Source organism: Rhizobium herbae (assembly GCF_017873135.1).
Taxonomy (GTDB): Bacteria; Pseudomonadota; Alphaproteobacteria; order Rhizobiales; family Rhizobiaceae; genus Pararhizobium; species Pararhizobium herbae.
The window spans coordinates 23381-36901 of the sequence record NZ_JAGGJV010000007.1 but is presented as its reverse complement, the minus strand read 5'-3'; the positions used below and the strand labels follow the sequence as shown (position 1 = coordinate 36901).

General features: G+C 61.4%; 14 protein-coding genes. 2 read left to right on the top strand and 12 right to left on the bottom strand.

Annotation, left to right across the window (positions count from 1 at the left end; all coding sequences use genetic code 11):
- The first annotated feature begins 606 nt into the window (after positions 1 to 606).
- Positions 607 to 1950, top strand: a complete 1344-nt coding sequence (locus J2Z75_RS19095) for an LLM class flavin-dependent oxidoreductase (protein WP_209854370.1) — start codon at positions 607 to 609, stop codon at positions 1948 to 1950.
- A 437-nt stretch (positions 1951 to 2387) separates the two neighbouring features.
- Here the strand turns inward: J2Z75_RS19095 and J2Z75_RS19090 are convergent, their stop codons facing one another.
- Genes J2Z75_RS19090 through J2Z75_RS19070 form a run of 5 tightly spaced genes read right to left on the bottom strand, consistent with a single transcriptional unit; the run spans position 2388 to position 6267 of the window.
- The gene (locus tag J2Z75_RS19090) at positions 2388 to 3224 is read right to left on the bottom strand and encodes an ABC transporter substrate-binding protein (RefSeq protein WP_209854369.1); all 837 of its coding nucleotides are present in this window, start codon (positions 3222 to 3224) and stop codon (positions 2388 to 2390) included.
- Between the two features lie 28 nt (positions 3225 to 3252).
- Complete coding sequence (locus J2Z75_RS19085) at positions 3253 to 4017, bottom strand: amino acid ABC transporter ATP-binding protein (protein WP_209854368.1); 765 nt, start codon at positions 4015 to 4017, stop codon at positions 3253 to 3255.
- On the bottom strand, positions 4014 to 4772 hold the full coding sequence (locus J2Z75_RS19080) for an amino acid ABC transporter permease (protein WP_209854367.1): 759 nt from the start codon (positions 4770 to 4772) through the stop codon (positions 4014 to 4016). Before J2Z75_RS19080 ends, J2Z75_RS19085 begins: the two co-directional genes overlap by 4 nt.
- On the bottom strand, positions 4769 to 5476 hold the full coding sequence (locus J2Z75_RS19075) for an amino acid ABC transporter permease (protein ID WP_209854366.1): 708 nt from the start codon (positions 5474 to 5476) through the stop codon (positions 4769 to 4771). The genes J2Z75_RS19080 and J2Z75_RS19075 overlap by 4 nt, the downstream gene beginning before the upstream one ends.
- Positions 5473 to 6267, bottom strand: a complete 795-nt coding sequence (locus J2Z75_RS19070; protein WP_209854365.1) for an SDR family oxidoreductase — start codon at positions 6265 to 6267, stop codon at positions 5473 to 5475. The genes J2Z75_RS19075 and J2Z75_RS19070 overlap by 4 nt, the downstream gene beginning before the upstream one ends.
- 255 nt (positions 6268 to 6522) lie before the next feature.
- On the opposite strand from J2Z75_RS19070, the gene nac reads away from it, so the two are divergent.
- Positions 6523 to 7437, top strand: a complete 915-nt coding sequence (nac, locus tag J2Z75_RS19065) for a nitrogen assimilation transcriptional regulator NAC (protein ID WP_209854364.1) — start codon at positions 6523 to 6525, stop codon at positions 7435 to 7437.
- 10 nt (positions 7438 to 7447) lie between these two features.
- On the opposite strand, the gene J2Z75_RS19060 is transcribed toward nac, so the two are convergent.
- From J2Z75_RS19060 to J2Z75_RS19030, 7 genes are read right to left on the bottom strand one after another with little or no spacing between them, the layout of a single operon-like run.
- Positions 7448 to 8650 (bottom strand): pyridoxal phosphate-dependent aminotransferase, encoded by a 1203-nt coding sequence (locus tag J2Z75_RS19060; protein WP_209854363.1) that lies wholly within the window; start codon positions 8648 to 8650, stop codon positions 7448 to 7450.
- Between the two features lie 48 nt (positions 8651 to 8698).
- On the bottom strand, positions 8699 to 9466 hold the full coding sequence (locus J2Z75_RS19055; protein ID WP_209854362.1) for a 5-oxoprolinase subunit PxpA: 768 nt from the start codon (positions 9464 to 9466) through the stop codon (positions 8699 to 8701).
- 26 nt (positions 9467 to 9492) lie between these two features.
- Entirely contained in the window at positions 9493 to 10488 is a 996-nt protein-coding gene (locus J2Z75_RS19050; protein WP_209854361.1) for a 5-oxoprolinase subunit C family protein, read from the bottom strand.
- Entirely contained in the window at positions 10485 to 11192 is a 708-nt protein-coding gene (pxpB, locus tag J2Z75_RS19045; RefSeq protein ID WP_209854360.1) for a 5-oxoprolinase subunit PxpB, read from the bottom strand. The genes J2Z75_RS19050 and pxpB overlap by 4 nt, the downstream gene beginning before the upstream one ends.
- Positions 11193 to 11200: 8 nt before the next feature.
- The gene (locus J2Z75_RS19040) at positions 11201 to 11629 is read right to left on the bottom strand and encodes an acetyl-CoA carboxylase (protein ID WP_209854359.1); all 429 of its coding nucleotides are present in this window, start codon (positions 11627 to 11629) and stop codon (positions 11201 to 11203) included.
- Positions 11626 to 13017, bottom strand: a complete 1392-nt coding sequence (locus tag J2Z75_RS19035) for an acetyl-CoA carboxylase biotin carboxylase subunit (RefSeq protein ID WP_209854358.1) — start codon at positions 13015 to 13017, stop codon at positions 11626 to 11628. The genes J2Z75_RS19040 and J2Z75_RS19035 overlap by 4 nt, the downstream gene beginning before the upstream one ends.
- Positions 13017 to 13463 carry an acetyl-CoA carboxylase biotin carboxyl carrier protein gene (locus tag J2Z75_RS19030; protein ID WP_209854357.1) on the bottom strand — a complete coding sequence of 149 codons (447 nt, stop codon included), beginning with the start codon at positions 13461 to 13463 and terminating at the stop codon, positions 13017 to 13019. The genes J2Z75_RS19035 and J2Z75_RS19030 overlap by 1 nt, the downstream gene beginning before the upstream one ends.
- Positions 13464 to 13521: the final 58 nt, after the last annotated feature.

The following is a 13521-nucleotide window of genomic DNA, read 5'->3' as shown; positions in this document are numbered from 1 at the left end:
CTGGCGTTTTTCTGGAAGAACATCCCATTTTCAGGCCGCCGTCCATCCAGGGTGCGAGACTGCAACAGGTGGTTATGGCGTCACGAGAGCCGAATACGACAATTGCGAGCCTGGTTTACGTGCACTGTTTCGCAACGGTTACAACGCGCCAATACAAGGTGTTGCGGACGAGATCGCCCGAGTGTTGGCTCTTCCGAAAGGCGAAAAGACGCGAGAATCAGGGCGTTTCGAAAAACTGCGATGAACCGCCCGTTCGTCACCGGTCGCGGAAAAGGTCTCCTGGAAAAGGGTAAAATTATTTCCAGAACAGCCCATCTATGAAAGAAATTTACTCTACAATTTATATGGACAATACCACATTGGTGGGGCGCAGAAAGCGCGCAGCGACGATTTCCTCTCGCGGTCCTCCCAGCAGCGCGAGAGGCCCCTGCCCTGCCGGCACCCGGCAAGGCTACGGTCTGACGGTCGGCTAACGCTACAGCAAGGGTTGGCGCTCCAACGAACGTCTGTGCCAAGATATACGGTTCGGGGGCATTTGGGTCTTGTTCAACGAACTCGACGTCATCACATCAGGAAGCACGAACGTTCATTTGAAAGACAAAGTCCATGTCATCCCGCCAACTTCATCTCGGCGCGTTCATGCGTCCGGTCAGCCTTCATACGGCCGCCTGGCGTTATCCCGGTGCCTATCCGGATGCCAATTTCAATTTCCGCCACCTCAAGGACTTTGCGCAAACTCTCGAACGGGCCAAGTTCGACGCATTCTTCATGGCCGATCACCTGGCCGTGCTCAACATGCCGATCGAAGCGCTGCGGCGTAGCCATACGGTCACGTCCTTCGAGCCGTTCACGTTACTGTCGGCCCTGGCGACGGCCACCAGCCGGATCGGGCTTGTGGCAACCGCCTCCACCACATTCGACGAGCCTTACCACATCGCCCGCCGCTTCGCCTCGCTGGATCATATCAGCGAGGGGCGTGCCGGCTGGAACATCGTCACGACGTCAAATCCCGATGCGGCGCTGAACTTCGGGCTTGAAGGTCATGTCGAGCATGCAGAACGCTACCGTCGCGCTCGCGAATTCTACGATGTCGTCACCGGGTTGTGGGACAGCTTCGCCGACGACGCCTTCATCCGCGATGCAGCGTCCGGGTTCTATTTCGACCCGGCAAAACTACATGTGCTGGATCACAAGGGCGAGCATCTTTCGGTGCGCGGTCCTCTCAATATCGCGCGTCCGCCGCAGGGTTGGCCGGTGATCGTTCAGGCCGGCGCGTCCGAGCCGGGGCGCCAGCTTGCTGCGGAAACGGCCGAGGTTATCTTCGGCTCATCGCCCGACCTGGAGGCGGGGAAAAGTTTCTATGCCGACGTCAAAGGCCGCATGGAAAAGACCGGCCGCAATCGCGATCATCTGAAAGTGCTGCCGGGTGCCTTCGTCGTCGTCGGCGATACCGTGGAGGAGGCGAAGGCGAAACGGGCTCATCTCGACAGCCTGGTGCATTACGAGAGCGCCATCGCCTCGCTGTCCATTGCACTTGGCCACGACGCTTCCGGATTCGACCCCGACGCGCCCTTGCCGCGCGATATTCCCGACACAAATGCCAGCAAGACGGGACGCGCGCATGTTCTGCGGCTGGCGGAGAGGGAGGGCCTGACCGTGAGGCAGCTCGCACAGCGCTACGGCGGCTATTCGGGCCTTGCCTTCGTCGGCACACCGGCCACGATCGCCGATCAAATGGAAACATGGCTTTTCGAAAACGGCAGCGACGGGTTCAACGTCGTGTTCCCCTATCTTCCGCAAGGACTGACCGACGTCGCCGATAAGCTGGTGCCCGAACTGCAAAGACGCGGGCTATTCAGGCGCGACTACGAGGGCACCACCCTGCGCGAACATCTCGGACTACCCCGGCCCGACAACCGTTTTTTCAAGATTGAAGAAACTGGACGCTGACAGACGAGATTTCGGCAAGCGGTGCGTCGCCTTCTGTGAGACCCTGAGCGAAGAGGCGAAAGCAGCTGCGAAAAACGATTAGACGGTCGATCTCGCCGATCACGAAATGGCACCGTCAAACAAGGAATGCGACTGAAGACTGTTGGTGCCCGGGAGTATGATGAAACCGCAAGCGCCTAGTGATTGTATACTGCCAACGCAAGGGGTTTGCGCGGTGTCACCGATCTCTCCAAATTGAATATCGACGCCGGACGCCTTGAAGGGATTTGGATCCCTGAACCCCTGATCTTTGGCTCACAAAGAGATCGAAATGCCGCCTGCAAGAGCCCAGACGGTAGTACTGCCTCCTAACCCAGGCGCCGAGGATGTGCCATCACAACCTCGGCGCTCTGACAAATCTGTTAAGCGAAGTATGCGATCCTTCGCCTACCGGCCGCTCACGGAATTGGCGTGAACTTCAGCTCGCCAATCGGAACAACTTTGTCTGTTCGGGTCATTTTGTATTCGGTGTTCGGGCCAAGCCACTTGTCCCAGATTTTATTGATTTCGCCTGCCGCGTCGAGCGCATGCAGCGCTTCGTTGATCTTGGCAGTCAGGGCCGGCTCATCCTTGGCCATGCCGATGCCGATCGGCTGGAAGAGCATCGGATCCGGGATCATCCGCATCTTCTTGCCCTTGGTCTGGGACTCGTTGACGAACTTCGTCGTCGTCATCGTATTGGCCACCATGCCGCGCGCCTTGCCCTGCTGGACGGCGAGATAGGCCGATGCGGTATCCTGGAACGTCAGGGGCTCGGACTTGTTGAGCTTGATCGACATTTCCGAGGTAGAGCCCTTGGTGGAGGCGATACGCTGGCCGGCGAAATCGGCCTTTGTCTGGCCGGCATCATCGGCCGGAACGATCAGCATTTCCTTGGCGAGATAATAGGGGTCGCTGAACTGGATCTGTTCGGCGCGGCTCTGGGTGTAGGCGAGGTTGGCGACCGTGATGTCGACACGGCCAAGCTTGACTTCCGGCACGCGCGCCTCGACGGAGACCGGCTTGACCTCGGCCGTCACGCCGAGCTGCTTGGCGATCGCATTGCAGAGATCGACATCGAAGCCGGCCATTTCGCGGGTCTTCAGATCGGGAGAGGCGAAGGGCGGCACGTCGGCGAAGGTCGCGCAGCGCAGGGTCTTGGCGGACAGGATATCGGCCAGTCGATCGGCCTTGGCGGGAGTGATGGCTGCGGTCGCCGCGATGGCAAAACTGAGGGCGATGCATTTCATGGTCATTGCTGTTCTCCTTTGGTTTTTGTTGAGGTCAGTGCCGCAGATCGGCGAGAAAACGCTGAGCGCGGGGATGGCGGGGATTGGTGAAAAACTCTTCCGGTGTCGCCATCTCGATGATCTGGCCGGCATCGATGAACCAGATCCGGTCGGCAACATCGCGGGCAAAGCCCATTTCATGGGTGACGCACAGCATGGTCATGCCGTCGGCAGCCAGGCTCTTCATGACGGCCAAAACCTCTCCGACCATTTCCGGGTCGAGAGCGCTCGTCGGCTCGTCGAACAGCATGACCGGCGGCTCCATGGCGAGCGCACGGGCAATGGCCACGCGCTGCTGTTGGCCGCCAGACAGCTGGCCCGGATAAGCATTGGCCTTGTCCACCAGCCCGACGCGGTCGAGCAGAAGCAGAGCTTTATCATGGGCAATATCGCGAGCGACGCCCTTCACCCGGACGGGCGACATCGAAACATTGTCGACCACGGACAGATGCGGGAAAAGGTTGAAGTTCTGGAAGACGAAGCCGATCCGGCTGCGGAGCTGGTTGAGATCGCGGGTCTTCATCGGAGCATGAATGTTCTGGCCGTCGAAGGAGATCGCCCCGCTGTTGATCTCTTCAAGGCGGTTGATCGTGCGGATCAATGTCGATTTGCCGGAGCCGGATGGACCGCAGATGACCACGACTTCGCCTCTGGCAACCTCAGCGTCGATATCCTTCAGGACCTGATAGTCGCCATACTGCTTGGAGACCTTGGAAATCCGGATCGCATTCACATCCTGCGGTGAAACTGACGGGGTCATAGCTGCTCCGATATGATTTTGACGGGCGCGATCACGGTCGCCGCACGGACGCCGTTAAGACCGGCGCGCCTGCGGGTGATCCGGCGCTCGAGACGATAGGCGACGTGGGTCAGAGACCAGCAGATCGCGTAGTAGATAACCGCCAGGATGAGGAAGACCTGGAAGGGCTGCGTGAGGAGTTGGTTGTTGACCTGGCTCGCGGCAAAGGTGAGGTCCGGCACGTTGATCACATAGCCGAGCGTCGTATCCTTGATCGTCGATACGAAGGTCGACAGGATGCTCGGGATCATGTTGTAGAGCGCCTGCGGCAAAATCACGAAGCGCATCGCACCGAAATAACCGTGTCCCAGAGCCTTGGCCGCTTCCATCTGCCCGTGGCCAAGCGCGACGATCCCCGCCCGCACCACCTCGCTGAGAAAGGCGGCCTGATAGACGACGAGTGTCGTCAGCATCGTCACGAAACTCGGGACATCCGCGCCCGTCAGCAAGGGAACCAGAAAGTAGCTCCAGAGGATGAGCATTAGGAGCGGCACGCCGCGCGTCACGTAGACGAGCACCGTGACCGGCCAGCGCAGGAACGGCCATTTGGAAAGACGCGCCAGCGCTAGCAGGATGCTGAGCGGAAATGCCAGAGCGATGCTCAGCGCCGACAGGATCAGCGTGTTGGCAAGCCCGCCCAGCGGTCCGTTCGGATACTGCCCGATCAGGAGCAGGAGCCAGTAATCGTGGAAAATGGCGACGATATCGTTGATCATGCCCGCGCCCTCGTGGCGGGGTCGGCGCGCATGGACACATAGGCGCCGCCGGCCATGATGAGAAGCGAGAAGAACAGATAGAGCAACGTTCCGATCAGGTAGATCTCGAACGTCCGGAAGCTGAGGTTCTCGATCTCCTTGACCGCATGTGTCAGCTCGGACGCGCCGATGACGACGCCAAGGCTGCTGTTCTTGAAAAGCGAAACACTGTGGTTGATCAGCGGCGGCAATGCGTTGCGCACCCCCTGCGGCATCATGACGAAGCGCATCGCCGATATGTAGCCGTGGCCAAGGGCGCGGGCGGCTTCCATCTGTCCGGGGCTCACCGAGCGAAGCCCGGATCGCAGATCCTCGCTGAAATAGGCGGCCTGGCAAAGCCCGAGCCCGATGATCGCAAAGATCGCCTCGGCGTTGTGGCTTGCCAGCCAATAGGTCAGCCAGTCGGGCAAGAGCGTGAAGATGCCGAAGTACCACAGCATCAGCTGGACGAGCGTGGGCACGTTGCGGTGATAGGAGACATAGCCGGCGACGAAGGCATTGCCAAAGCGACCGGGCGAGAAGCGAAGCGCAAGCAGCAGGATGGCGAGCGTCATCGCCAGGATCCAGGAACCGATGGCGATGACGAACGTCATCTCGATGCCGTGCAGCAGCATCGCGACGAATTCCGGGTTGGTCAGGATCGCTGAGAGATCAAACCCCGTCACGGCTTCGATCCTTTGGTGGTCGGCCCTTTGGAAGACGACACGGCGCGCGGCGTTGCGGGTCTGGCAGTCTGGAGCCCGCCCATCACCTGGAGTGTCGGCGTGATCTCCATATGGCCGATATTGACCGCGATGGGTGCTGCGATGGCGAAGGCGATGGCCTCCGCGATGTCGGCGGCTTCCGGCAGTTCGAAACCGTCGATGAAGCGCTCGCGGATCGAGGGGTCGTCGCCATGGACATGCGCGAAAATGTCGGTCGCGACCCGGCCTGGGCAGATTTCCGTCACACGCACACGTTTGCCGAAGGCATCGAGACGCAGCTGGTTGGACAGCATGCTCACAGCCGCCTTCGTCGCGTGATAGGAGGAGTTACCGCCAAAGTTATACGCACCGGCGATCGAGGAAATGTTGATCACATGGCCGTTGTCGCGCGCGACCATGCCCGGCACGACCATGCGGCAGAGATGCAGGACTGCACGCAGATTGACGTCGACCAGAAGATCGATATCGCCTTCGTCGGCTTCCAGGAATTTCTTGGGACGATCGACGCCGGCATTGTTGACGAGGATGTCGAACTCGATCCGCGCCGTCAGTTCGGCAAGCGCCGTGCGATCGGTCACGTCGATGGCATGGGGAATGCAGCCGGTCTTTTCTGCGAGCTTCCGAAGCGGCTCGGCGCTGCGGGCAAGCGCGTGAACCTCGATATTTTCCCGGCACAGCCGTTCGACGACGGCCGCGCCAATACCGGAAGAGGCGCCCGTGACCAGCGCTGTCCTGTAATCGGAAAACGACATTTCTTATTCCCCTGTTGTTTTTTGAACATTAGTTGAACTTCAAAGCCCTGCCTAAGACCGATTATCTCTGGAGCAATAAGCAAGCCTTATGGCGCCTAAGAATTATGCAGTTGCCGGCCGATGGAGCCCCGAAATTTGGCATGCCGATCGACATGTCATTCCGTAAGCGCATGAAATTTATTGTATTTTTCGATTTGCAATTGCAGTGAACGGCTGTACCATATCCGCTAAAATGATCGGATCGATTGCGTCACAATGGACACCAGGCGGCTCAAATCCTTTATCGTCATCGTCGATTCCGGCAGCATCACGCGCGCCGCCGATATCTTGCATGTGGCTCAACCGGCCTTGAGCCAGCAACTCGCGTCACTGGAAGAGCATTTCGGCCAGAAGCTTCTGAACCGCAGCCAGCAGGGCGTCAGCATGACCGATGCCGGGCATGCCGTTTATCGTCATGCGCAGATCATCCTGCGCCAGATGGACCAGGCCCAGGCTGATGCGTCTGCGGCCGGAAACTCGCTTGCCGGCCGCGTATCGGTCGGGCTTGTGCCCTTCAGCAGCGCTGCCACGCTCTCTGTCGATCTCCTGGCAGAGACGCGCAAGCGCCACCCCGGCATTCTCCTGCATCTGACCGAAAGCGTCGGCCAGACCTACAGCCAGATGATCATGACCGGCCGTCTGGAGATGGCGCTGATCCATGGTTCCGGGCCGATCAAGGGCGTTCGTTTCGAGCCCCTGTTGAGCGAGGAATTCTTTCTGGTGGCCCACCCGGATTTCGCCATCGAGGCCGATGACAAGCCGGTCCCCATCACGGCGCTGGACAACCTTCCGTTCCTGATGCCGCCCGCCTACAATTTCGTCCGGCGCGCCGTCGATACGGCGTTCACGCGGACCCGAACCAATCTGAAAGTCGTCGGCGAAGTGGAAATCGTCAGGACCCTGACGCGAGCCGTCAGCATCGGCCTTGGAGCAACGATCATGCCCAGGGCCATCGCCGACCGAATCATTACGGAGGCGAGCGAGCCGCTGATCTGCCGCATGGTCTCGCCTCGGATCGAGGAAACGCTGTCGCTGTGCGTCTCCGATCACACGCCGCTCTCAGAACCCGCCGAAGCGGTCAAGGACATCCTGATCGAACTGACCGCGCGGCTGAAGCCGCCGCGCGGGTGACGCCGAAAGTTCAGCGCAACTCGGCGCAAAACTGGGAAATCCGGGCACAGGCTTCCGTCAGCTTTTCCATGCTGGTGGCATAGGAGATGCGGAAGAACGGGCTCATGCCATAGGCGGCGCCCTGCACCGTCGCCACATGATGCTCGTTGACGAGCGCCATGACGAAATCGGTGTCGCTCTCGATCTTTCGCCCGCCTTTGCTCGTCTTGCCGATCAGGCCCGAGATATTAGGGAAGATGTAGAAGGCGCCCTCCGGCTTGTGGCATTTGAGGCCATCGATTTTTGCCAGTTCGGAAAGGACAAAGTCGCGCCGCTGCTTGTAGATGGCGGCCCGCTCGAAAAGCAGGTCCTGCGGTCCATCCAGCACGGCGGCGGCCGCCGCCTGAACAACGGTCGCCGTGCCGCCGCCGTTCTGGCCGTTGACGTTGGCAATGGCGGAGATCAGGTCCTTCGGTCCGCCGCAGAACCCGAGCCGCCAGCCCGTCATCGCATAGGCCTTGGACGCGCCGTTGACGGTCAGAACACGATCGTAAAGCCTCGGCTCGACCTCGGCGATCGTGCAGAATTCGAAGTCGTCATAGATCAGGTGTTCGTAGATGTCGTCGGTCATGATCCACACATGCGGGTGGCGCAGCATGACGTCGGCGATCGCCTTCATCTCCGCGCGCGAGCAGGCCGCACCGGTGGGATTGTTCGGGAAGTTCAGGAACAGCCATTTCGTTCGGGGCGTGATCGCGGCCTCCAGGTCCTCGGCGCGCAGCTTGAAGCCGGCTTCCTGCGGGCAGGCGACCTGCACGGGCAACGCACCTGCAAACTTGACGATATCCGCATAGCTGATCCAGGACGGTGCCGGGATCACCACCTCGTCGCCGGGATTGCAGGTCGCCAGCATCGCATTGAAGATGACCTGCTTGCCGCCGCCGCAGACGACGATCTGGCTTGCATCGTAGTCGAGATTGTTTTCGCGCTTGAACTTGCGCGAAATCGCCGCCTTAAGCGCCGGCGTCCCGTCCATCGTCGGATATTTGGTATCACCGGCAAGGGCTGCGGCATGTGCCGCCTCGACCGCGTGCGTCGGCGAGGCGAAATCGGGCTCGCCGGCCGACAGGCTGATGACGTTGACGCCTTGCGCGGCAAGCTCCCGGGCGCGCTGCGTCATGGCGGCGGAGGCCGAGATGGAAACGTTCTTGAGGCGGTCGGCGATTGTCGGCATCGGACAGGGCTTTCGTGGTGTTGAAGGAGAAACAAGGAAGGTTTGGAACTAGCCGACGATCTCGGCCGCCGGGGCGATCGTCGCGCCCGTCGCCTCGATCTCGCTGCGCACGATCTGCGCGAGTTCCAACGATCCCGGCGTGTCGCTGTGAACAAGGATGGAGCGCGCCGGAACTGCAAGCGTCTCGCCCTCGATGGTCGTTACGGTGCCGATCTTCAGGAATTGCCGGACGCGGGCGCGAAGAGCGTCTTCCTCCTTGATAACGGCCCCGGGCAAGCCACGGGCGACGAGTTTGCCATGCGCATCGTAAGCGCGGTCGGCCAGAAACAGGAGCAGGGTTTTCAGGCCCGCGCGAGCGGCGGCTTGCGCAATGATGCTATCGGGCATGGCGAAGACGATCAGGCTCGGATCGACCGTGCGGATCGCGTCCATCATCAGATCGGCCAGAACCGGATCGCGGTTGACCATGTTGCCCATCGCGGCATGGAAGCTGACATGGGCGACGGATACCTGTTCAGCTCTCGCAATCGCCGTCAGAGCGCCCAGCTGGTAGAGCATCTGCTGGCGCAGCTCGTCGGCGGAAAAGGGCATTTCGCGGCGGCCGAAACCCAGCCTGTCGGGCAGTCCCGGATGGGCGCCGACGCCGACGCCGTTCTCCTTGGCGAGGCGAACCATGCGTGCCATCGTGTCGGGATCGCCGGCATGGAAGCCGCAGGCGATGTTGGCGGAGGAGACGACCTTCATCAAAGCCTCGTCATCGCAAAGACGATAGGGGCCAAAGCCCTCGCCCATGTCGGAATTCAGGTCGATCTTCATCCGTTCTTTCCTTGTCCCAGGCTTGCTCATCGTCCTGCCATCGTCTTCAGCGCGCGCGCGACCATCTGAGAGGTGTTGCTGATATCGTCCACATAGGCGGCAATGGCCCGGTCGAGCGTCCGCGCCTCGGCATGCGAAGAGCGGACGAAACGCAGACGGCTGCCGACGCGCGCCTGGCCGAGCCGCCAGAGATCGGCTTCGAGAACGCCGGCAATCTTCGGATATCCGCCCGCGGTATTGGCGTCGCTCATCTGCACGATGGGTTCACCACCGGGCGGCACCTGAACGACACCCGGAACGATCCCGTAGGAGCGCATTTCCACCGGCGCCGTGGGCCGCACGGGCTCGCCGGAAAGCCGATAGCCGGTCCGGTCGCTTTGAGCGGAGATTTTCCAGCTTTGGCTCCAGAAGCGTTCGGCATCGGCGCCAAAAAGGTCGTGTTCGCCAGCCGGCAAAGCCCGGACAAGCAGTGTGCCGTCCGCTGCGACCGGAAACAATGCGGACAGGGCGGTTGCCGGTGGCACGACGCCCAGCCCGTCGGCGGCGAAGACCGTCCGGGCAGGCTCACCCAGCTGAAGGATATCCTCATTGGTCAGGGAGCGACCGTCGATCCCGCCGAATGCACCCCGCAGCGACGTGCTGCGCGAGCCAAGAACGAGCGGAACGTCCAACCCTCCTGCAAAGGCGATATAGGCGCGCGCCGACGCTGGAGACGGCAGGAGTTCGAGAACCTGCCCTGCACCGGCCGTTTGCGACCACCAGGGCGGAAGACTGACACCGTCGAGGGCCGCACGCCCGCCACCTGTCACCGCGAAGGCCGTCGCTCCGCTGAAACGGAGGCGGAACGGAAAGGTCTGCACTTCGATCGCGGCAGCGCCTTCGTCATTCCCGACCAGCAGATTGGCGATCTTCAGCGCCATGGGGTCCATGGCACCGCTCGCCGTGACGCCGATATCGCGATAGCCCGGCCGGCCAATATCCTGGATCGTGTTCAAAGGTCCGGTGTTCAGGATCTCGATCAAAGCTCGATCCTTTCCGGCAGGAAGCGCACGGTATCGCCGGGCGCCATGATTGCGGGCACGGCCGCTTTGGGATCGAACATCTGATGATCGGCGAAACCGATGGAGTTCCAGCCGTTCGGACCGGTCAGCACCGCGACACCCGTCTGCATGCCGCCGATGGTGACGCAGCCCCTGGCCATTTTTAGCGACGGCACGGTCTTGCGCGGCATATGGATGCGCGGATCCAGTCCGTGGAGATAGCCGAAACCCGGCGCGCTTCCCAATGCGAAAACCGTATAGGTGCCCTCGTGATGCAGGCGGACAATCTCCCGGTCGGTCAATCCCGTGTGATCGCAGAGCGCGGCCAGGTCGGTGGCATGCTCGCCGCCGTAAATGACGCCGATCTCGATCGTCTTGCCCCGGATGTCGATGCTTTCGGCCCGCTCCCAGGCCTCGCGAAGCCGCGCCGTTACGGCGTCCGGATCTTCGGGCGTCGTTTTGAAAATGGCGAGAAGATTGGTCATGCCCGGCACGATCTCGCCAAGGTCGTCCCATTGCCGGAGTGCTTGCGCAAGTGCCCAGATCCGCCGCTGGGCCGGGAGATCGAAATCGCCGGGCGCCTCCAGCAGAAAGGCGCGGGCGCCTATCGTGGAGATCTGGGGCTGCCGCTGCGGCGCAGGGGTGTTGCGCGAATGTTTTGGAATTGCGTTGGTAGAATGAGGCATGGGTTGGGTCATGGGCACGGTTCGATTTCGAAGAGAGGCTCACCATAACCGACGAGAGAACCATCCCCGGCAAGAGACCGCATCAGGATTCCGGTCCCGGACGCCTTGACAGGAAGAAGGATCGGCCCAACCCGAATGAAGCCAAGCATCTCCCCGGGCACAACCTCTCGCGGCAACTCCAATGGCGGAGCGACGGACGCAGGATGGGCGCTGCAGAAGAGACCCGCCGTCGGCGCGGCAACAGAGATTGCGTGGGTAGCGGCGGAGCTGTGCTGCGATGCATCGACCTGCGGGACCGCGCCCAGGATCCCACGTTCAATGACGATCCGCACCTTGCGCGCGTCCTGCTCGATTTCGATCCCATCGACACCGGCGGCTTCAAGCGCCGCGGCAAGGGAGGCGATCACGGCCGGATCGCCGAAGTTCACCCTGCTCATGATGCGCTCCGTCGTTTCAGCCATTTTTCGAGATAGTGAATGTCCGTTCCACCGGCTGCAAAGCCCTCATCGTTGAACAGCATGCGCAGCAGGGGGAGATTGGTAGATATACCTTCGATCTCCGTCCCGGCGAGTGCAGTGCGCATCATGACGATCGCCTCGGCGCGCGACGGTGCATGCACGATCAGTTTGCCGATCAGGGAATCGTAATAGGGCGAAACCCTGTAGCCTGCGTGCACATGCGTATCGACCCGGATGCCGGGGCCGGAGGGCAGCGTCAACGCCGTAACCGTGCCGGCAGACGCGAGGAAAGTGGTGGGATCTTCGGCATTGATCCGGCATTCGAAGGCGTGGCCATCCACCGTGACGGCGGCCTGGGCAACGTCCAGCGGGATGCCCTGCGCAGCCTTGATCTGTGCCTGGACGATGTCGATGCCGCTGGTCATTTCCGTCACCGGATGTTCCACCTGCAGCCGCGTGTTCATTTCGATGAAATAGAAACCGCCGTCTTCATAGAGAAATTCGAAAGTGCCGACGCCGCGATAGCCGATCTGCAGGCAGGCCCGAACGCAGGCCTCCGCGACCGGTCCGATGACATCAGGTGCGATACCGGGCGCGGGTGCTTCCTCTATCACCTTCTGGTGACGGCGCTGCATCGAGCAGTCGCGGTGGCCGAGCCAGACCGCGTTTCCATGCACGTCGCAGAGCACCTGGATTTCGATGTGGCGGGGATGCTGGAGGAACTTCTCCATGTAGAGCGCCGGCGATCCGAAGGCCTGGCGGGCCTCCTCTCGCGTGACCGAGACGGATTCATGCAGCACGCCGGCGTCGGGAACCACGCGCATGCCGCGCCCGCCGCCGCCGCCCGCCGCCTTGACGATGACCGGATAGCCGATCTTGGAGGCGATGGCTTCGACGGCAGTGCGATCGTCAGGCAACGCGGAATCCGGCCCCGGAACGCATGGAACGCCCGCGGCGATCATCGCGCTCTTGGCCGCGATCTTGTCGCCCATGGTTGCGATCGACTGTGCCGTCGGCCCGATGAACACCATGCCCGCGTCCTCGACAGCCTCAGAGAAGGCCGCGTTTTCCGACAGGAAACCGTAGCCGGGATGAACCGCGCCGGCGCCCGTGAGACGCGCTGCGAGAAGGATGGCGTCCCTGTTGAGATAGCTCTTGCCGGCGCTCGCCGGACCGATGCAAAGGAAGGTGTCGGCGAGAGTGCCATAGCTTGCCTGCCTGTCGGCTTGCGAGCAGACCATGACCGTCTTCAGGCCAAGATCCTTGCAAGCTCTCAGAATCCGCAGCGCGACCTCCCCGCGATTGGCGATCAATACCGTGTCGAAACCGGGCACCCGTTCCGCAGAACTGTCTTGACCATTCTGCATCAGACGATCTCCGCCAGCATCTCGCCCGCCTCGACCTCGCTGCCGTCGATAGCGGCGATATGGAGAATGCGGCCCGCGCGGGGCGCGACGATCGTGTTGAAGACCTTCATGGCCTCGATGATGAACAGGGTCTGGCCTGCCTCGACCGTGTCGCCGAGCCTGATGAACACATTTTCCCCAGGAGCCGGGGCGGCGTGCAGCACGCCGAAGATCGGCGCATGGACCGGTACGGACGCCGTATCCGGCGAGAGAATTTCGGTGAATGTTGAAGCGGTCGAAGACGTATCGATAGCCGGTACATGTGATGAAGATGAGGGCGACGCGCTTTCACTCGACGGCCGAGTCCGGAAGATCCGGACCGTCGTGTCTTTTTCGGTGACCGCAAGCTCGGTGATGTTCGATTGGCCGACGAAGTCGATCAACGTCTTTATTTTCGAAAGATCCATACGTCACCCATGCTCAAGTCCGCCATCGTTCCGCTGAAGGAGCAGCGTCGGCGTTCAA